18 protein-coding genes are annotated in these 18118 nt (G+C 61.8%); 11 read left to right on the top strand and 7 right to left on the bottom strand.

What is annotated here, in order from left to right:
- The first annotated feature begins 10 nt into the window (after nt 1-10).
- The 7 genes from IF690_RS24145 to IF690_RS24115 all read left to right on the top strand — a co-directional run bounded on the left by IF690_RS24145 (nt 11) and on the right by IF690_RS24115 (nt 7090).
- Nucleotides 11-1147 (top strand): acyl-CoA dehydrogenase family protein, encoded by a 1137-nt coding sequence (locus IF690_RS24145; RefSeq protein WP_202697665.1) that lies wholly within the window; start codon nt 11-13, stop codon nt 1145-1147.
- Nucleotides 1148-1226: 79 nt separating this feature from the next.
- Entirely contained in the window at nt 1227-2531 is a 1305-nt protein-coding gene (locus IF690_RS24140; protein WP_202697664.1) for a fatty acid desaturase, read from the top strand.
- Nucleotides 2528-3559 (top strand): ferredoxin--NADP reductase, encoded by a 1032-nt coding sequence (locus IF690_RS24135; RefSeq protein ID WP_202697663.1) that lies wholly within the window; start codon nt 2528-2530, stop codon nt 3557-3559. The genes IF690_RS24140 and IF690_RS24135 overlap by 4 nt, the downstream gene beginning before the upstream one ends.
- A gap of 26 nt (nt 3560-3585) precedes the next feature.
- Nucleotides 3586-4542: a fatty acid desaturase family protein gene (locus IF690_RS24130; protein ID WP_202697662.1), complete on the top strand. Its 957-nt coding sequence runs from the start codon at nt 3586-3588 to the stop codon at nt 4540-4542.
- Nucleotides 4543-4590: 48 nt separating this feature from the next.
- Nucleotides 4591-5088 carry an HIT family protein gene (locus IF690_RS24125; RefSeq protein ID WP_202697661.1) on the top strand — a complete coding sequence of 166 codons (498 nt, stop codon included), beginning with the start codon at nt 4591-4593 and terminating at the stop codon, nt 5086-5088.
- A 109-nt stretch (nt 5089-5197) separates the two neighbouring features.
- Nucleotides 5198-6703 (top strand): flavin-containing monooxygenase, encoded by a 1506-nt coding sequence (locus IF690_RS24120; RefSeq protein ID WP_202697660.1) that lies wholly within the window; start codon nt 5198-5200, stop codon nt 6701-6703.
- Between the two features lie 3 nt (nt 6704-6706).
- Entirely contained in the window at nt 6707-7090 is a 384-nt protein-coding gene (locus IF690_RS24115; RefSeq protein ID WP_202697659.1) for a hypothetical protein, read from the top strand.
- A 373-nt stretch (nt 7091-7463) separates the two neighbouring features.
- Here IF690_RS24115 and IF690_RS24110 read toward each other — a convergent pair whose 3' ends face one another.
- Both IF690_RS24110 and IF690_RS24105 read right to left on the bottom strand, forming a co-directional pair.
- The gene (locus IF690_RS24110) at nt 7464-8738 is read right to left on the bottom strand and encodes a glycoside hydrolase family 68 protein (RefSeq protein WP_202697658.1); all 1275 of its coding nucleotides are present in this window, start codon (nt 8736-8738) and stop codon (nt 7464-7466) included.
- Nucleotides 8722-9069, bottom strand: coding sequence for a hypothetical protein (locus tag IF690_RS24105; RefSeq protein WP_202697657.1), 348 nt, complete (start codon nt 9067-9069; stop codon nt 8722-8724). The genes IF690_RS24110 and IF690_RS24105 overlap by 17 nt, the downstream gene beginning before the upstream one ends.
- Before the next feature lie 72 nt (nt 9070-9141).
- On the opposite strand from IF690_RS24105, the gene IF690_RS24100 reads away from it, so the two are divergent.
- A complete protein-coding gene (locus IF690_RS24100; protein WP_202697656.1) occupies nt 9142-9963 on the top strand; it encodes an amidohydrolase family protein in 822 nt (273 codons plus the stop codon).
- A gap of 3 nt (nt 9964-9966) precedes the next feature.
- On the opposite strand, the gene IF690_RS24095 is transcribed toward IF690_RS24100, so the two are convergent.
- The 4 genes from IF690_RS24095 to IF690_RS24080 all read right to left on the bottom strand — a co-directional run bounded on the left by IF690_RS24095 (nt 9967) and on the right by IF690_RS24080 (nt 14635).
- The gene (locus tag IF690_RS24095) at nt 9967-11217 is read right to left on the bottom strand and encodes a 2-aminoadipate transaminase (RefSeq protein WP_202697655.1); all 1251 of its coding nucleotides are present in this window, start codon (nt 11215-11217) and stop codon (nt 9967-9969) included.
- A gap of 122 nt (nt 11218-11339) precedes the next feature.
- Nucleotides 11340-11930 (bottom strand): DedA family protein, encoded by a 591-nt coding sequence (locus tag IF690_RS24090; protein WP_202697654.1) that lies wholly within the window; start codon nt 11928-11930, stop codon nt 11340-11342.
- A gap of 103 nt (nt 11931-12033) precedes the next feature.
- Entirely contained in the window at nt 12034-13974 is a 1941-nt protein-coding gene (locus IF690_RS24085; protein WP_202697653.1) for an alkaline phosphatase D family protein, read from the bottom strand.
- A 103-nt stretch (nt 13975-14077) separates the two neighbouring features.
- A complete protein-coding gene (locus IF690_RS24080; RefSeq protein WP_180922605.1) occupies nt 14078-14635 on the bottom strand; it encodes a hypothetical protein in 558 nt (185 codons plus the stop codon).
- A 196-nt stretch (nt 14636-14831) separates the two neighbouring features.
- Here IF690_RS24080 and IF690_RS24075 point away from each other — a divergent pair, with 196 nt between their 5' ends.
- Both IF690_RS24075 and IF690_RS24070 read left to right on the top strand, forming a co-directional pair.
- The gene (locus IF690_RS24075; RefSeq protein WP_202697652.1) at nt 14832-15635 is read left to right on the top strand and encodes an NYN domain-containing protein; all 804 of its coding nucleotides are present in this window, start codon (nt 14832-14834) and stop codon (nt 15633-15635) included.
- A gap of 71 nt (nt 15636-15706) precedes the next feature.
- Nucleotides 15707-16261 carry a hypothetical protein gene (locus IF690_RS24070; protein ID WP_202697651.1) on the top strand — a complete coding sequence of 185 codons (555 nt, stop codon included), beginning with the start codon at nt 15707-15709 and terminating at the stop codon, nt 16259-16261.
- 69 nt (nt 16262-16330) lie between these two features.
- On the opposite strand, the gene IF690_RS24065 is transcribed toward IF690_RS24070, so the two are convergent.
- Nucleotides 16331-17272, bottom strand: coding sequence for a DUF6602 domain-containing protein (locus tag IF690_RS24065; RefSeq protein ID WP_202697650.1), 942 nt, complete (start codon nt 17270-17272; stop codon nt 16331-16333).
- Nucleotides 17273-17747: 475 nt separating this feature from the next.
- On the opposite strand from IF690_RS24065, the gene IF690_RS24060 reads away from it, so the two are divergent.
- Entirely contained in the window at nt 17748-18026 is a 279-nt protein-coding gene (locus tag IF690_RS24060; protein ID WP_106698527.1) for a DUF3077 domain-containing protein, read from the top strand.
- Nucleotides 18027-18118 lie beyond the last annotated feature (92 nt).

The raw sequence follows: 18118 nt of genomic DNA, 5'->3' as shown, positions 1-18118 counted from the left end.
AGTCCACACCATGTCGATGCACAACGCCCGCAACGCCACCGAGAAGTACCTGCCGGGCCTGCTCGCCGCCCTCCGCGAGCGTGGCCTGATGGCCCTGGAACAGGCCGATCCGGCCGTGCTCTGCGGGCTGTTTCGCGACTACCGCGCCGCCGGCCTGATCATCCCCGAGACCTACGGCGGCCTCGGCGCCTCGCCGGAGGAAACCGTGGAGATCCTGCGCGCCATCGGTTCGCTGTGCCCGTCCCTGGCGGTGATGATGACCATGCACCACCACACCATCGCCACCATCGTGCAACTGGGCGGGCTGATCCCGGCGGCGGAAGAACTGCTGTGGGGCATCACCCAGAACCAGCTGCTGATCGCCTCGGCCTTCGCCGAGGGCAAGCCGGGCTCGGAGATCTTCAACCGCAGCGTCAAGGCGCGGCCGGTGGAGGGCGGTTTCGTCCTCGACGGCAGCAAGAAGCCCTGCACCATGAGCCACCACATGGATGTGATCGTGGTCGGCGTCGCCTGTGAACAGGACGACGGCAGCGTCAGCCAGGGCTTTGCCGTGGTCTTTGCCGATGGCAGCACGGTCACCCGCGAAACCTTCTGGAACGCCACGGTGCTGCGCGCCACCGACAGCAACGAACTGGTGTTCAACGGCGTGTTCGTGCCCAGCGAGCGCATGCTGCTGGCCGACGGCGCCGACAGCGAAGAGGTGGCTGCCACCGCCATGGAAACCTCGCTCAACGGCCTGAGCTGGTTCCAACTGATGGTCGGCGGCAGCTACCTGGGCGTGGCCTCGGCCCTGGTCGACCGGCTGCTGCGAAAAGCCTTCGCCGACCCCGCGCAACTGGCGCTGCTGTGCATCGAACTGGAAGGTGCCCATCAGGCGCTGCTCGGCACCGCCGGCGAATTGCAGGCGCAACAGGATGCGCCAATGAACACCTACCACAAGGCGCTGTGCACGCGCTTTTCGGTGCAGGCGGCGATCGAGCGTGCGACCAACCTCAGCGTCGAGCTGCTGGGCGGCATGGCCTTCATCGCCTCCGACGAAGTGGCCTATCTGCTGGCGGCCTCCCGGGCGATCTGCTTCCACCCGATCTCCCGCGGCGCCGCCACGCCGTTGCTGGCGCAGTTCCTGCGCGAGTCCTACAGCGCCTGATTCGCCTGCAACCGCAGCCGGAGCATCGGCGCCCCTGGCGTCGCTCCGGCCTCGGCAACATGCCTAATGGAGTAGAAGCATGAGTAGCGATTTTCTCTATCCGCCGCGCCCGGCCAATGTCGGTCGCGGGTTTCACTGCCTGGCTGTTCCGCTGTTCAGTCTGCTGCTGGTGTTCAACACCGCGGCCATCGTTGTGATTCTGGCCCTGTCGTGCACCTTGCAGGCCGGGCGCCGGATGTTGTCGTGGCTACCGGGCATGAAGGCCCTGGGCGGCTGGCTAGTGACTCGCTACCACCGCTTGTTGCAGCCACTGGCCGAGCGCTTGCTCAAGGACCCGCGGGACGAGCCGATCCTGGCGGCCGCCATCAGCCTGGGCCTGACCGCCGGGCCGGTGTTCATCGCCCAACTGTGGCTCAAGGAAATCTCCTGGCTACTGGTGCTGCTGTTCTACGCCTTCGTCTACGGCCCGGACATTCGCGGTTTCGTCCGCTCCTTCAGCGCCATGCATCAGGAAGGCCATGTGCCAGGCGGCATCTTCAAGCGTTCGAGCCTGCTGGATCGCTGGGTCGGCAACTCCTTCCTGTACATGTTCTTCGCCATTCCCATGGGCCTGACTCCCCATGCGGCGGCGCATTTGCAGCAGCATCACCGGGAGAACGCCGGGCCGCTGGATGTCTACGCCACCGCGCGCTACGACCATGCCAGCGCCTGGGATTTCGCCGTGTACATGGTGCGCGAGGTGATGTACCAGCAGTTCATGGTTTCGCCCTGGCTGTACTTCAAGAGCAAGCACAAGCGCAGCCAGGCCCGGGCCATGGTCATGGGCAACCTGGTGCATGGCGGGCTGTTCGTCGCGCTGGCGTTCTACAGCCTGCCGATCGCCGTGTTCTACATGCTGGTGCCCTGGTGCGCGAGCAACTTCCTGATGGGCGTCATCCACTGGAGCCAGCACGCCTTCTACGGCGGCCAGGAAGACCCCAGGGACTGGATGTACAACACCGTGACCCTGCTGGAAACGCCGGTGAACATGCTCAACGAGGGTTACCACGCCTGCCATCATCACTGGTCCGTCGGCCACTGGTCGCAGAGCCCGGCGCTGTTCGAGCAGCTCAAGCCGGAACTGGCGGCCGCGGGTTCCATGGTGTTTCGCGACCTCAGCGTGTTCGGCCTGTTCGTGTTGCTGATGCTGCGCCGCTTCGATGCGCTGGCGGACAAGCTGGACTGGTGGCAGCCGCTGGACCACGCAGGAAAAGTCCGCCTGCTGCAATACCGGGTGCTGCCGGCGCCCATCGCCGCCCATGAACACGCCCATCAACGGCGCCTCGGCACAGCGCACGACGCCCACGATCCCACACCTGCGCACAGCGCCCTGGGCCAGCCATGAACCGTCCCCTGACCTTGAAAGTCGCCGCCATCGAACGGGAAACCGACGACGCGGTGACCATTCACCTCAAGCAGCCGCTGCTGCGCAAAGTCCGCTACAGCGCCGGGCAGTACCTGACCCTGGAGGTCGACGTCGACGGCGCCAAGGGCTGCCGCGCCTATTCCATCAGCAGCACGCCGGGGCTGGACAAGACCCTGTCGATCACCGTCAAGCGCGTGGCCGGCGGCAAGGTCTCCAACCGCCTGGTGCAGGAGTTGAGCGCCGGCGACGCGGTGCAGACCCTCGGCACCCATGGCCGCTTCACCTTCGCCCCGCAGCCGGGCAGGGGCCGGCACCTGGTGCTGCTGGCGGCGGGCAGCGGGATCACGCCGATCTTCTCGATCCTCAAGTCGGCGCTGCACTTCGAGCCGGACTCGCAGGTGTCGCTGATCTACGGCAACCGCAATCAGGAATCGGTGATCTTCCGCGACAAGCTCGACCAGCTGCACCAGACCTTCGGCGAGCGTTTGCAACTGGTGCATGTGCTGTCGCGGCCAGACACCCCGGGGGGCCACGAAGGGCGCCTGACCCGGGAGCGGGTGATGGACATTCTCGGCGCGCTGCCCGGCCCCCAGGCCCGCGAATACTACAGCTGCGGCCCCAGCGGCATGATGGACGAGGTGACCGCCGCCCTGGAGACCCTGGGCATTGCCCCGGAAAGCGTGCACCAGGAGCGCTTCACCCCGGCCAAGGCGCCCGTGGCCACTGGCGAGACGGAAAAGCGCGTGGAGCTGCTGATGCAGGGCCAGGCCTACCGCTTCACCGTCACTCCGGGCCAGACCCTGCTCGACGCGGCCCTGGCCAGCGGCGTGCAGCCACCGTTTTCCTGCCGCAGCGGTTTCTGCACCGCCTGTGTCTGCACCCGGCTCGCGGGGCAGGTCCGCATGCGCGAAGACCACGGGCTGTCGGCGGACGAACTGAACCGAGGCCAGGCACTGTTGTGCGTGGGCTATCCATTGACGGACGACGTGCGCCTGCAAGTCGATTAGCGATACAGACAGAGGAAGGTCAATTCATGAGTCATTCAACCCACCCTGCCGCCGAAGACCAACTGCGGCTGGCCAAGCGCGCCGAACTGCGGGTCGACCGCGAGCGCCAGGCCCAACTGCAGGCACTGATGCAGCCGCAGCCGCTGAAGTTCGTGCTCTGGTCGTTGCTGCATGTGCTGGTCTGGTGCGCGGCGGCGCTGTACATCCTGCTTGGCGACAACCCCTGGGGCCTGGCGCTGGCGGTGCTGGTGCTGGGCAACCAACTGCATGCCTTCACCGTGTTGCAACACGATTGCGGGCATGCCAACGGCTTTCGTTCGGCGGCGCTGAACCTGTGGGTCGGACGCTTCATGGCCTGGTTCATCGTGTTTCCGTTTTCCTCCTTCACCGAATGCCACAAGTACCATCACCGCTACCTGGGCGATCCGCACAAGGACCCCGACGACTGGAACTACACCGGCGGGGTGAAGTGGATGTTCCTGCGTATCGCCGTGTTCGTGCCGCGCTTCATCTACTTCTCCCTGGTGCGCTACGGCAAGGCGGTGCGCAACCGGGTGCTGCGCGAGCTGGCGTTCAATCTGCTGTCGATGGCGGCGATCGGCGCCTGGTGCTACAGCCAGGGGCTGATGCTGCAATTCGTGCTGGTCTTCATCGTGCCGCTGCTGTTGCTGGCGCTGGTGATCAACCCGATTTCCCGGGGCTATGAGCATTTCCCCATGGCCACCCTGGAGGTCGGCGACCCGCAGCGCCTGGACCTGGCGAAAAACACCGTGACCGTCAGCGACCGGCTGATCGGCCTGCTGTGGGCCAATATCAACTACCACGTCGAGCATCACATCTACCCCGGCGTGCCCTTCGTCAACCTGCCGCGGCTGGCGGCGCTGCTGGACAACAAACCCTACCTGCGCGACCGCTGGCTGCTGGCGCGGCTGTTCGCGCGACGTTCGGTAACAACTTGCGCCGAACCTCGGCGAGCGGCGTGAGCTACATTTACAGCGCCCGAAGGAGCGCCACCCACCGAGGATTCACGGATGACCTGTATTTTCTGCCAGATCGCAGCCGGCGAATTGCCCTGCGCCCTGGTCTATCGCGACCCCCACTGCATGGCCTTCATGGATGTACACCCGCTGGGGCAGGGCCACGTGCTGCTGATCCCGCTGGCCCATGTGGAAAAACTCGAGCAACTGCCCACGGTCATCCGCCAGCACCTGTACCAGGTGTTCGATACCTTGCTGGCCGCCCAGCGTCGCGTCGGCTTCGGGGTCGAAGGCACGCACCTGATCGTCAACGACGGCAAGGCCACCAACCAGCACATCCCCCACGCCCACCTGCACCTGGTGCCGCGGCAAAAGGGCGATGGGCTGGGCTTCGGGATGCGCATGCTCATGCATTTCACCGGTGTGTTCGGCCGCCGCACGCCGCTGCAAACCCTGCGCCGCCAGGCCCTGGTGATCGCCGCCGAGCTCGACCCGCAGGCGTTGGAGAACCTGGCGCACCGGACTACCAGGCTGCACGCCGAGTCGACCTGACCGTCAGGGCCGGCCAGCGGCCGGTCCTCGATCCACAGAGGTTTAAAATAAACAGTGCAGGCGCTGCGGACGGTTACGCCCGGCGTTTGTGCCGCCAGGAGTCAGGAACATGAGTGCGCTACTTCAGGAGCAGGCCGATCCGGCGCGGGTCTATCGGGTATTGATCATCGGCGCCGGCTTCTCCGGCATCGGCATGGCGATCAACCTGCGCCAGCGCGGCGAGCAGGACTTCCTGATTCTCGAACAGGAAGCTGGCGTCGGCGGTACCTGGTGGGTCAACCAGTACCCCGGTTGTGCCTGCGATATTCCTTCCCATCTTTATTCGTTTTCCTTCGAGCCCAACCCCGACTGGTCGCGACGCTTTTCGCCGCAGCCGGAGATCCGCGATTACCTCAGGCACTGCGCCGACAAGTATCAGGTGCTGCAACACTGCTGCTTCAACACCACGGTCACCGGCCTGCGCTGGCTGGAAGAGCGCGCCCTGTGGCAGGTGACGGATGCCCGTGGCGGCGTGCGTCTTGCCCAGGTGGTGGTGGCCGGCACCGGGGCCTTGTCGACCCCGGAGTATCCGCAACTGCCGGGGCTTGAGCGTTTCAAGGGCCGGGTCTTCCATTCCCAGCAGTGGGACCATGACTACGTACTGGCCGGCAAGCGGGTCGGGGTGATCGGCACTGGCGCCTCGGCGATCCAGTTCGTGCCGCAGATCCAGCCCCGGGTGGCCAGTCTGGCGGTGTTCCAGCGCACGCCGCCGTGGATCATCCCCAAGCCGGACCGGGCCTTTTCCACGACCGGCCAGCGCCTGCTGCGGCGTTTTCCCGCGGCGCAGCGGCTGTTGCGCGGGCTGATCTACACCGCCCATGAAACCCGGGTGTTCGGTTTCGTGTTCAACCCGCGGCTGATGGCCTTGCACAAATGGCTGGCGCTCAACCTGCTGCGGCGCCAGGTCAAGGACCCGGAACTGCGCCGGCGCCTGACCCCGGACTACGCCATCGGCTGCAAGCGCATCCTGCTCTCCAACGACTACTTCCCGGCCCTGGCCCAGGCCAACACCCGGCTGGTCACCAGCGGCATCCGTGAAGTCACCGAGGACGCGCTGATCACCGCCGACGGCCAGCGTCATGTCCTGGATGCGCTGATCTTCGGCACCGGCTTCAAGGCGCGCACACCATTCCCGGCAGGGATGATCCTCGGGCGCGGCGGGGTGGATATCGTCGATACCTGGCAGCAGGGCAGCGAAGCCTACAAGGGCACCACGGTCAGCGGCTTCCCCAATCTGTTTCTGCTGATGGGGCCCAACACCGGCCTGGGGCACAACTCCATCGTCTACATGATCGAGTCGCAGATCGCCTACATCCTCGGTGCCCTGGACACCCTGCAACGCCTGGGCGTGACCAGCGTCGATGTCGATCCGCAGGCCCAGGCGCGCTTCAACCAGGGCCTGCGCCACAGGCTGCGCGGCGCGGTGTGGAGCGTCGGCAGTTGCCAGAGCTGGTATGTGGACCCTCACAGCGGGCGCAATGTCGTGCTGTGGCCGGGGTTCAGCTGGCAGTTCCGCCAGCAGACCCGTTATTTCGATGCCGAGGCCTATCGCCTGACGTCGCACCCCAAGGAGTAAACCATGAGCCATTCGGGCAAGAGCGTGTTTCTGTTCGGTCTGTATATGTTGTTGCTGGGCGCCGCACTGGTGCTGGCGCCCAACCTGCTGCTGCCGTTGTTCGGTTTCGCCTTGACCGACGAGGTGTGGATCCGGGTGATGGGGCAGCTGGCGCTGTACCTGGGCGTCTATTACGTCTGGGCCGGCTATACCGAGCGGCGCGAATTCATGGCCCTGACCGTGGCGATTCGCCTGTCGGTGCCGGTGTTTTTTGCCGCCTTCGTCGCCGCCGGGCTGATATCGCCGGTGCTGTTGCTGCTGGCCTTGCCGGACCTGTGCAGCGCGCTCTGGACCTGGCGCGCACTGAAAGCCCCGACGGCTTCACACCAGCCACTGGGTCATGCTTGAGCCCTTCAGTCTGGCGCTGACTCGCCTCGCCAACTAACCCTGGCGGGTGTCGCCCATGTGGCGTACCGCTGAAAATGGAACGGGTGCATACCCGGGTGTGGAACAAGGTCAAGACCAGGCGTTGACCCTGGGCAGGCCGTCAACACGGCTGAACGAGGAAGATGCGAGGAGAGAGGAGGGAGCTGCTGCGATTTCCGCAAGCAGGAGCAGAACTGGCTACATCCGTGTAGCCAGTTCCGAAGGGTCGGTACTACGCATTGTTCAATGAAGCTCCTGAGCAAAGTCGCAGTGAGCCAGGCGGGATATCTCGATCATATCCACAACGGGTTCTTCATCGAACTCGAGCCCGCTGCCTGAGCGCCCTGTGTCGCTATTACTTGAGCGTTACATCGAGCATCGGCGGGATGTAACCGTAGTCGTACTCGGCCACCACGAACGTTTGCTGCCCTTTGATCTTGATCCCCACCGTCGGTGCTTCGGTACCGCCGATACGAATCTGCGTGCCGCTTTCGTCGGTCGGTACGCTGTCGATAAAGGAGGTCACCAGGCCGTTGGGCATCACACAGTGCGAGTAGGTCTGGAACGGTTGGGAAGACGGGTTGCCCAGCACCAGGCCGGAACCGTTCAACGGCACGTAGGGGCCGAACAGCGAATCGGCGACAAAACCGTATACCCCGTCCGGCCCGGTCACACCGTCGGCATAGGTGAAGGTGTGGCTGATGGTGAACAGGTAGTACTTGCCGTCCTGGAACACGAAGTGCGGGCGTTCGGTCTGGTCGTTGACGCCGACCGCGGTCAGCAGCGGCGGCAGCATTTCCCAGTCGTCGCCGTCTTCGTCGCGGGCCACGGCGATACCGACACAGGCGGTCTGGAAGCGGGAGTTGCCGACGTCTTCATAACCTGGCGGCACATCGCCGATTTCTGCTTCACCCACTTTGTGCGAGCCGCGCTCGCCGGCCACGTTGCCTTCGAACAGCATGTACAGCTTGCCGTCGTTGGGGTCGCGGAACGGCCATGGATCGCGGAAGCCCCAGAAGGCGTTCTGTGCTTCGGTCTGGTACATCTTGCCGTCGGCCTCGAACAGCGGCTTGACCTTCTCGAAGCCGACCATGCTGACGCCATGCTCGGTCGTCACCACCCGGCCACGCACCTTGACGATGGTCGCGCCCGGAGTGACGGCGGTGTAATACAGGTCCACGTCACCCTGTTCGTTCAACAGGATCGGCGTGCCGGCCCATTCGCGAGCCGTCGGCGAAACCCCTTCGGCCATCACTCGGCCACCCAGTTCCCAGTCTTTGCCGGTACGGGAAAACCAGTAGTACATCTTTGCCCGGCCGTGGCGGTCGTTCCAGTCGCGGGTGATGTCGTAGTTGCCGTTTTCGTCGATGTACTCTGGGTCGTTCGGATGACGATCCGCAGTCAGGGTGAAGATCACCGACCAGCCATCGACGGAGGTGATGTTTCCGTCCAGGTCGCGCAGCGGCATGGTGTCCCAGATGAACACCTCGTTGCTCAATACCGGGAAATCCGCACTGACCAGTGGCTGGGTCGTGGTGGGATCGTCCGCGTGGACTTTCAGCGCATCGGCCCGGGTCCAGAGGCTGGGTTGATGGGGTGTCTTGCCGAATTTTTCAGTGTTGCTTTTCATAGGTAATACCTCGTCCGTGAATGGATTTGCTTATCAAAAATACTGTATGTGCATACAGCAATTTCACCTTAAGCGAGGCGATTTTACGGGTCAAGGATAAATTTGCATTTATGCATAATTGCCGTTTTTGCTGGAGCTGATACGTTTCAGCTAGTTGTGTTTCCAGAAGTTTATTTTTCGGCCTGATCAGCGACGATGCCAGCAAAGTGCGCGCTTGGAACCGCTGGTCGGTCCGACGGGCTGGGAAGGGGAAATGAGGGCGGCGGAACCAGGTGAAGGGCGGGAGCCGAGCCTGGACGGATCGGTCAATGCCGCCGAGCGCTGCGAACATTGTCGCTGTCATGGCGCGGACGTAGCCTGGGCCCTCGTCGTCTGAATCACGGTCAGCAGAGGGGTAGCGCTAATGAAGGGGGCAATCGACGCATGGGCACAACCGGCCAATGGCCGGGCGCGGCAGTTGCTGCCGGAAGTGGCGCGGCTGTTCGAGAAGTCGGGTTCCGCGCATTTGCTGGACCAGCCGTTGAGCATCGAGCAGACCGTCGAGCTGATGGACCAGGCCGGGGTGGAGAAGCTGATGCTGGCAGCCTGGTGCCGGCCGGAGCGCTGGGTGTTCAGCAACGATGAAATCGCCGCCTACACCCGCGCTTATCCCGAGCGTTTTGTCGGCGTGGCCACGGTCGACCTGAGCCGGCCGATGGCGGCGCTGGCCGAGCTGCAGCGGGCGGTGGGCGAGCTGGGCTGCAAGGCCCTGCGTATCGTGCCCTGGCTGTGGAAACTGCCGCCCAACCACCGCCTGTACTACCCGCTGTACGCCAAGTGCGTGGAGCTGGGCATTGCCTTCTGCACCCAGGTCGGCCACACCGGCCCGCTGATGCCTTCGGAAACCGGGCGGCCGGTGCCTTATCTGGATGAGGTGGCGCTGGACTTCCCGGAACTGCGAATCGTCGCCGGGCATATCGGCCACCCCTGGACCGATGAGATGATCGGCCTGGCCTGGAAGCACGACAATATCTACATCGACACCTCGGCCTACCTGCCAGCTTATTACCCGCCGCAGTTGCTGCATTTCATGCGCACCTACGGCCAGGACAAGGTGCTGTTCGGCAGCAATTTCCCGCAGTTGCCGTTCGACAAATGCATGCAGCAGGTCAAGGCCCTGGAGCTGCCGGAGCCGGTACGGGACAAGTTCCTGCACGGCAATGCGCGGCGGGTGTTCCAGCTGTAAGGGCTATTTCAGCCGGGCGAGGCAGTCCTGCAGGATATCCAGCCCTTCCTCCAGTACCTCAGGCTCGATGGTCAATGGTGCCAGCAGGCGGACGATGTGCCGCGACTTGCCGCTGGGCATCAACAGCAGGCCGGCGTCCCGCGCGGCGCTGAGCAGTGCGCTCAGTTGCTCCGGGGCCGGCGAGCCATCGGCCTTGACCAGTTCGATGCCGCGCATGGCGCCGACCCCGGTCAGGCGCCCGAGACAGGGCGTCAGGTGCTCGGCCTGCCAGCGCTGGTAGCGGCTGACGATGGCTTGCTCCTGGCGCTCGCCCCAGGTTTGCAGGTTGAGGTCGTTCATCTCGTCCAGGGTCGCCAGGGCCGCCGCACAGGCGATGGGGTTGCCGGAATAAGTGCCGCCCAGGCCGCCCTTGGGCAGGTTGTCCAGCAGCGCCTTGCGCCCGAGCACCGCGCCCAGCGGCACACCGCCACCGATGCTTTTGCCCAGCAGCACCAGGTCCGGCTCGATCCCCAGTCGGGTGAAGGCGAAGCGCTGGCCGGTGCGGCCGAAGCCGGACTGGATTTCATCGGCGATCAGCAGGATGCCTTGCTCATCGCAGAAGCGTCGCAAGGCGCGGGCGAACTCGACGTCCAGGGCCAGGAAACCAGCCTCGCCCTGTACCGGCTCGACGATGAAGCAGGCCACTTCGGCGACGTCGATTTCCACGCTGAACAGCCGGTCCATGGCCTTCAGCGCCTCCTCGCAGGTCACGCCGTTGTCCGCGCTCGGGTAGGGCAAGTGATACACCGGGCCGGGCAGCACGCCGATCTTCTGCTTGTAGGGCGCGACCTTGCCGTTGAGGTTGAGGGTGGCCAGGGTGCGGCCATGGAAGCCGCCGTCGAAGGCGATCACCGCGGTGCGCCCGGTGGCGCCACGGACGATCTTCAAGGCGTTCTCCGCCGCTTCCGCGCCGCTGTTGGTGAGCATGCCGCTGACCGGGTAACTCAAGGGCATGAAACGCACCAGCCGCTCCATGAACTCGACATAGGGCCCGTGGGGCGCTGCGTTGAACGCATAGTGGGTCAGCCGGGTGGCCTGCTGCTGAATCGCCGCCACCACCCGCGGATGGCAATGCCCCAGGTTGAGCACGCCGATCCCGCCGACGAAATCGATGTAGCGCTTGCCGTTCTCGTCCCACACCTCGGCATTCCTGCCGTGGCTCAGGCGGATGGGATGAACGATGGAAATCGACTGGCTGATGCTTTCACTGCTCATGGGCTAAGGGCTCTGGCTACCTGGAACATGGCGGCTATCTAAGCCAGGAGCGGGGTGGTGCCGCAAACGAAATAAAGTGCGGGGGTCAGTATGAAAATTCTGGATGTCGGGGAGGGGCTGGATCAGTCGTTCAGCGGCGCGACGTTCCTGGCTCTGGTCCGGCGCTGGCGCAGCAGGGCGACCGCCACCACCAGCACCACGACACCGAGGACAATCGGCAGGCGATAAGGCTTCAAGTCGCCGAACAGATGTTCCAGCGCATCGCCGGCCCAGTAGCCGCCGCAGACGAACAGCGTGGCCCAGAGTAGCGCGCCGAGCATGTTCAGCAAGGTGAAGCGCAGCGGCGACAGGCCGCTGGCGCCGATCACCACCGGCCCGACCCAGCGCATGCCATACATGAAACGCACCGCCAGCACCGAGGTCGAGGGATAACGCCGGATCAGCCCGGTCACCCGCTCGATGGCGGCCTGCTGGCCCTTCAGGCGCGGCAACAAGCGCCCACCGAAATGCCGCCCGCTCCAGAACAGCAACTGGTCGCCGAACATCCCGCTGACCGTCGCCACGGCAATCACTGCCCACAGGTCCAGCACCTGCTGATGCGCCGCCATGCCACCCAGGATCAGCACGGTTTCGCCCTCCAGCAGGCAGCCGAGGACAATCACCCAGTAGCCATAGGTCGCAAGCAGGACATGCAGGTCGAGGTGTTCGAACATGGGGGATGAAGGGGCCTTTGAAGAGCTGATTGGATGGTGCGATCAACCTGCTGAACCATAGCGCGTCCGAGCGAGTCCGTTGTCACGAGTCGCTCGGCGGGGTTCAATCCTCATCCGGCGCCAGCATCCGGGTTTTCGGCGCGCCATTGGCGTTGTGCTGGTAGATCTCCCGGGGCTGGCCCTGGTCGTTGAAGAACACCTGGCCAATGCCCGCCGAGTTCCACAGGCGTTCGCCGGCTTCGCGATGTTCGGGGCTGTAGGGCACCACGCGCATCAGCCGGCGGCGGGTGAACCAGTTCAAGGGGGAGCGCGGCGAATACAGCCAGCGATTGAGGCGGTCGAACCATTCCAGCAGGGTCGGCGGGAACTCGTTCTTGATGCCGCTGCTGGTGATCTGCCAGATCTTCGGGCCGCCCTTGCGGTGGCGGATCAGCACTTCGTAGACGAAGGAATAATGCACGTCGCCGGAGAGGATCACGTAGTTACCCGGGGTACGCGAGTGGCGGAAGATATTCAGGATGACCTGGGCCGCGCCGCGGTGGGCCATCCAGTTTTCCGCGTCCACCAGCAGCGGGTGACCGCACCAGCTGAAGACCTTCTGCACCGTCTCGATCAGCTTGACGCCGAACACCGGCGCCGGTGACACGATGATCGCCGACGGGTGATCCAGCAGCTCGTGCTGCAACTCGCTCAGGGCTTCCCAGTCGAGCAGGCCCGAGGGCTGCGACAGGTTGAACTCGCTGCGCCAGCGCCGGGTGCGGGTGTCCAGCACCACCAGTGCCGGGGTGGTGGGCAGCGTGTATTGCCATTGCTGGAAGCGCAGCAGTTCGTCGATCAAGGTGTCCTGGGCGGCACTGTCCAGGTAGAGCGCATCGCCCTGGGCCTCGGCGCTCAGGGCGTGGGTGTGTTGCAGCGGCGTGGCGAAGGCATCCGGGTTGTTGCCCCAGCCCTGGCACAGCATGTAGGCGATCAGCGCGTTGCCGATGATGCGTTTGGAAAACGGGTGGCCGTAGGCAGTTTCTTCCCACTGGGCGCTGAGGTTCCAGTCGTCGGTGATGTCGTGGTCATCGAAGATCATCAGGCTCGGCAGGTGGGCGAATACCCGCGCCACACCGCCCAGACCCTTGGCGAAAGCCTCGATCCGCCGTTGCTCGCGCTGGTAGCGCTGTTGCGCCTTGGTTGCGAGCTGCGGCGGGTGTGGGTCGATCAAACGCCAGGGTACCGGTGACCAGACCAGCAGGTACATGGCCATGACCTCGGCGAAGGTCACCAAATGGTTGTCGGCGCTGCTGCTGGTGAAGATCGGTTTTTTCACCCCGCCGAAGAAGCGCTCGCGCAGGGTCTCGTTGCTTTTCAGCGCCGGCAGCAATTCGGCGCGTTGGTAATAGCTGGCGCGGTGCTGATAGAGCGCGGCACTGTCGCTGACCACCGCGCCTTCCAGATGCTCGCCGAACAAGCCCAGGCGCTCGATCAACGCATGAATCGCCCGCAACATCGGCCCGGCCACATCGTCGGCATAGACCTGGTCGCCGGTCATCAGCAAAAGGGCAGGGCGTTGCTGCGGATCGGGTGTTTCCACCAGCAGGCGATCGACGCAGAGCAAACCCTCGTCCGCCGAATGATGGGGCTTGCGGCAGGAGCCATGGACCAACTGCTGGATACGGCTGTGCAGGATGAAATCCGGCTGCTGCTTTTGCTCATAGAGCAGATGCGGCGCCCACTCGGCGATACCGGAACTCGAGCCATTGGCCTGGGCGATCAGCACGTCGTAGTCGATACGCACATCGCAGGGCAGGGCGCTGTCCAGCGGCAGGTCGATCAGGTGGATAAAGGCGTGTTGACCTACCGGGATCACCTGGCACTGCTCGGCGGTAAGCGGGTAGTCGTGGGTTTCCGCGTCACTGCCCGCCTGCAAACGCAACGTCAGCTCCAGCGCCCGCGAGCCCACCAGCCACAGCACCAGCCGCGTGGGTTCCAGGCGGCGCAGCAGGGGGCCGGCGAGGACAGGGGGAGGGGGGAGTGTCGCTGGAGGCGCTGATTGCATGCGTTAAGTTTTCGGAAAAAATTGAGCCGGGATCATATAGCAGAGGATGTAGAAGTTTTGTCAGTACGAGACGAAAGAGGAGTACTCATCCTCGCTCGGGGTTTCAGTGCTTCTTCTTTTTGGGCGACGTGCTGGAGCTTTTGAACAAGGTGAATCCATGTGGGTTTCTGTAGCGGCCAGCATAAGAATCAAATGCCTTTCGTACGGACTTCTTGGTCTTGAAAAGCTTGTGATAGTAGATGTGTGCAAACAAGGCTGCGTTATAGAAGCTGGGTGAGCCTGTTGGGGCTATATAGTTTTTGCAGCCAAGCTCCTTGGTGAGGAGCCTGGCAAAAGATCGTGAACCTGATTGACAGGCAGTACTGACGATAGTGGTACCTTTCAGGGCTATGGAGCTCTCTCTCAGCTTTGCATGCGAGCCCTCACCATCATGTGTCCACCACCCTGCGAAGCGCTTTTTTTTCGTCACTGCGCCATGGGTCGCTATATGCACGTGGGTCATTTCAGTCTGAGTCAGGGCCTTGAGAAGCTGCTTAATCGACTTCACACGGATCAATTTGGATTTGACCTGCATCAGGTTGAATATTTCTTTGAGGACCTTTCCCTCTGATCCGGGATCGTCCTCACAGACGCACTCGATGATGCAAACGCCTTTGGTCATCTTCAGGACTCTTTAAATGGGCAGTGGGCGAGTATAAGGGAATGCCCGGCTAGCTGGCGGTGGACGATACGATGGCAAAATAGTAGCTTTTATCCCCGGCCCATTGCTAACGGTCCTTCCAGGCCGTTGCTTCCCAGGCTTTCATGCTCGTTAAGGCAGACGCTCTACTCCAGTCGCCAGCTCACAAGGATGAACCATGGCCACCAAGTCCACGCATTCGAACCAGCAAAAACATCTCGCTGTGCTGATCGACGCCGACAACGCCCAGGCGTCGATTGTCGGGGCGTTGTTCGAGGAAATCGCCAAGTACGGCATCGCCAGTGTGAAGCGCATGTACGGCGACTGGACCGTGCCGCAGTTGGGCCGTTGGAAAAAACTGATGCTGAAGCATTCGATCCAGCCCATCCAGCAGTTCTCCTACACCAAGGGCAAGAACTCCACTGACAGTTCGTTGATCATCGACGCCATGGACCTGCTTTATACCCGGCGTTTCGATGGCTTCTGCCTGGTGTCCAGCGACAGCGATTTCACGCGCCTGGCCGGGCGCTTGCGCGAGGAAGGCATGACGGTATACGGCTTCGGCGAAGCGAAGACGCCTGAGTCTTTCGTTAGCGCCTGCGACAAGTTTATTTACACCGAAATTCTCCAGGCCCAGGACGTCACTGAATCCGCCGCCCAGAGTGACAAGACCCAGGCCGTCCCCGGCTCCATCGAGAATGCGGGCAAACAACCAGCCGCTTCATCTTCCAGCAGTCCGACAGAAGTACCGGTGGAGTTCATCGCCAAGATTCTTGATGACATCGCCGAAGAGGACGGTTGGGCGCCCTTGGCCATGTTGGGCACCACCATCAGCAAGGTGAGCCCCGCATTCGACTCCCGGTTGTACGGCCACACCAAACTCAGCGGCCTGATCCGTAGCCAGAGCAAATGGTTCGACCTGGACACCCGTGGCGGCTCACCCACCGGTGGGGTGGTGCTGTACGTGCGCAACAAAAAATAGGACCCCCGACCAGCAGGCTCGCTGAGTTGGCTGGCCACGATCGATTCGATTGACCTTCCCAGGAGTGATCCATGCGTAACCTTTGTGCCAGCCTGTTGATCGGCGCGTCCGTTCTGTTGTCAGGCTGCAACACCACGCCCTATGACAGGGCCACTATCTATTACGACCGCACGCAGTTCACGACTCAAGTCAGCAAAGACTTCCCGGACATCAAGGGGCCGATCCTGCAACACGGTCGCTGCTCGCTACTGATCTCCACTCCAGGCTCTACCACCGGCACCTACCACTTCTGCACCTTCGCCCTGACCCAGGACGAGCTCTACGTCCAGGGCTGGGACGCCACGGCGCTGAAGTACAAGGAAATCCTGCGGGTCGACCTGTCGACCCTGAGCAAGGTCGCTTTGGATTCGTATTTCCGGACCAACCAGGTGCAACTGATCGAACAACGCCGCCAGAGCGCATTGAGCGTGATGATCGATGACGGTGGCTATCACGACACAGCGGCGACGGAACGCGTGTACGAGACCATCAAGAAACGCGGAGTGACTGTGGTGAAGAGCGAAGGGATGATGATGCCGCCGGCCCCGCCGACGCCGGTGGTGATTCCTATTATTGTTCCTCGGTGATGTCAGTAGCTTTGTACAGGGCGGTATAGTTATTTAAGGCATTGTAGGGGGAGGTATGGAGGCAGAGTGTTATTCAATACTTGTGGCCCACTCCTCCCAGTCTATTTTTGGATTGAGTTTTGATAGGGAGATTTTTTTTCGTAATGAGTCTGAATATATTTTTCTACTCCACGATCTCGGAGTACCGGTAGATACCCTGGAAAATTCAACTCCCAGGAAATAGCTTGCTATTTGCCGCAGGGGAGGGTCTTCCCACGCAAGCTTAACTAAAAGCTCGCTGATGAAGACTCCTATCGGACTGAAGTTTTGAAATGTAGTTTTATATATGAAGCTATTCTGACCTGCGTGGCACATATAAGTGGTTGATGGTGTGCCTTTGGGATCTAACCGAGCACGTGCTTCATCGTCAATCTCATCTTTAGGATCGGTTAATGGTTGTTTGCTTGTAACCCAGGTCGCTAGATTGGAAATGCATAGCAAGTCTAATGTTTCTCTCGGATGATTTACATGTTCTAGGTCGGCTGCATAAAGGTGTTTGGATGTGATCTCAATCGCAGAGTCTGAGCTTTGTTTTGAGCTCCAAGAGTGAGCATGAGCCACGACGCCGAAGATGGGGCCAGTCATTAGCTCTAAATAAGGCGTTCCAGTTCTGTGGGTGGACAAGCGTTTTACAGTGGCAGCCGTACGGACTGATTCATAGATATGATTTTTCTTCAGGGTTAATTTGCACTCAAATACAGCGGCTACACCAGCTATGAAGTATTTTTTCTTGTGGTGGAGGGCTGCAGGATATGTCGGTTTTAGGATGATGATGTCAAGTTGCGGGCTGAGGTTTCCCCGTTCGTCAATAAGTTGTCCTTTTGTGACTACTTGATAAGTTTTTGGTAGCCACTCTCTAAGTAGCTGAGCCCAGTTTTCCTCTCCTTCGTCACCAGCAGTTCCGGGGTCTTGCGCTGCAGTTTTTCTAATTCGTGTGTACTCAGCATCCATTTTGGTACGGAGTTGATTCATGTAGTCGTGAAGATCATGGGGTCATAAATTTCAGCCTTTATTAGTTTCTGCTCTGTTTTTATATGTTGATTTTTAGGTCCGTTTCGGTGTGTGCCGGATACGAAATTTTTAGTGTTAATTGTTTTCTATAGGCTGTATTGCAATGAGCCATATCACTAATTATTCTCCTTGTACTGCTGAAAAGTCAGCGGTCGGGCCTGGAAATCCGTAGAAACAATAGGCGCATAGGCGCCGCCTTGCATTAGAATGTCGGCGCTTTTTTGTGTCCGCACACTTTGTTATGGCGGCTGTGCGCGGGAGGTCTTCGGACCTGCCGGGTTCCTATTGTCCCGGTTTCCAGCCTGCGTACAGCTGCCACCTTTCGCCTGGAAACGAATGTGGCAGCTCATCACATAGGAGCTAGTCGCATGGACGTTTTGACTCAGTATCTTCACCTCACAATCTCCAGCCTTCTGGTAATCACCGGAGGTGCACAATGAGTGCTTCAATCAAAACTCTCGGTACCGTCACCTTCGCCCCTACCGGCGAATTCCAGCATCCACTGTTTCGCGTCAACCCCGATGTGCCGCTGCGCGAGGCGTTGGAGCATGTGTCACAGTTGCTGTTCCACGCCAAGATGCTGGCCCTGGATGCGGCCATGGAGCGGGACGATCGTTATGCCTGGGCGTCCCATTACTTCAGTGAGATGGGCAAGGCGATTGTGGATGATCTGTGCCTTGGCGAGTGGCCGGTAGCGGGCGGTCGCCGGCCCTGATGTGATCATCGTCGCCCGGATGTAAGCCCTGAATGAAGGCCCTACTGGTGGGCCTTCATGCCAAAGCAAACGCGTAATGCCAACCGCGCTCG

This window comes from Pseudomonas sp. SK3(2021) (assembly GCF_016772375.1).
Taxonomy (GTDB): Bacteria; Pseudomonadota; Gammaproteobacteria; order Pseudomonadales; family Pseudomonadaceae; genus Aquipseudomonas; species Aquipseudomonas chlororaphis_I.
The sequence above is the reverse complement of the archived record's forward strand: the minus strand, read 5'-3'. Positions and strand labels throughout refer to the sequence as shown.

Bases quoted from the DNA above. Each gene is read 5' to 3' on its own strand.
- IF690_RS24065 (WP_202697650.1), bottom strand. From the start codon at position 17,272: ATGAATCAACTCCGTACCAAAATGGATGCTGAGTACACACGAATTAGA.
- IF690_RS24095 (WP_202697655.1), bottom strand. From the start codon at position 11,217: ATGAGCAGTGAAAGCATCAGCCAGTCGATTTCCATCGTTCATCCCATC.
- IF690_RS24085 (WP_202697653.1), bottom strand. From the start codon at position 13,974: ATGCAATCAGCGCCTCCAGCGACACTCCCCCCTCCCCCTGTCCTCGCC.
- IF690_RS24070 (WP_202697651.1), top strand. From the start codon at position 15,707: ATGCGTAACCTTTGTGCCAGCCTGTTGATCGGCGCGTCCGTTCTGTTG.
- IF690_RS24135 (WP_202697663.1), top strand. From the start codon at position 2,528: ATGAACCGTCCCCTGACCTTGAAAGTCGCCGCCATCGAACGGGAAACC.
- IF690_RS24090 (WP_202697654.1), bottom strand. From the start codon at position 11,930: ATGTTCGAACACCTCGACCTGCATGTCCTGCTTGCGACCTATGGCTAC.
- IF690_RS24075 (WP_202697652.1), top strand. From the start codon at position 14,832: ATGGCCACCAAGTCCACGCATTCGAACCAGCAAAAACATCTCGCTGTG.
- IF690_RS24125 (WP_202697661.1), top strand. From the start codon at position 4,591: ATGACCTGTATTTTCTGCCAGATCGCAGCCGGCGAATTGCCCTGCGCC.
- IF690_RS24080 (WP_180922605.1), bottom strand. From the start codon at position 14,635: ATGACCAAAGGCGTTTGCATCATCGAGTGCGTCTGTGAGGACGATCCC.
- IF690_RS24110 (WP_202697658.1), bottom strand. From the start codon at position 8,738: ATGAAAAGCAACACTGAAAAATTCGGCAAGACACCCCATCAACCCAGC.
- IF690_RS24100 (WP_202697656.1), top strand. From the start codon at position 9,142: ATGAAGGGGGCAATCGACGCATGGGCACAACCGGCCAATGGCCGGGCG.
- IF690_RS24145 (WP_202697665.1), top strand. From the start codon at position 11: ATGTCGATGCACAACGCCCGCAACGCCACCGAGAAGTACCTGCCGGGC.
- IF690_RS24105 (WP_202697657.1), bottom strand. From the start codon at position 9,069: ATGTTCGCAGCGCTCGGCGGCATTGACCGATCCGTCCAGGCTCGGCTC.
- IF690_RS24130 (WP_202697662.1), top strand. From the start codon at position 3,586: ATGAGTCATTCAACCCACCCTGCCGCCGAAGACCAACTGCGGCTGGCC.
- IF690_RS24120 (WP_202697660.1), top strand. From the start codon at position 5,198: ATGAGTGCGCTACTTCAGGAGCAGGCCGATCCGGCGCGGGTCTATCGG.
- IF690_RS24115 (WP_202697659.1), top strand. From the start codon at position 6,707: ATGAGCCATTCGGGCAAGAGCGTGTTTCTGTTCGGTCTGTATATGTTG.
- IF690_RS24060 (WP_106698527.1), top strand. From the start codon at position 17,748: ATGAGTGCTTCAATCAAAACTCTCGGTACCGTCACCTTCGCCCCTACC.
- IF690_RS24140 (WP_202697664.1), top strand. From the start codon at position 1,227: ATGAGTAGCGATTTTCTCTATCCGCCGCGCCCGGCCAATGTCGGTCGC.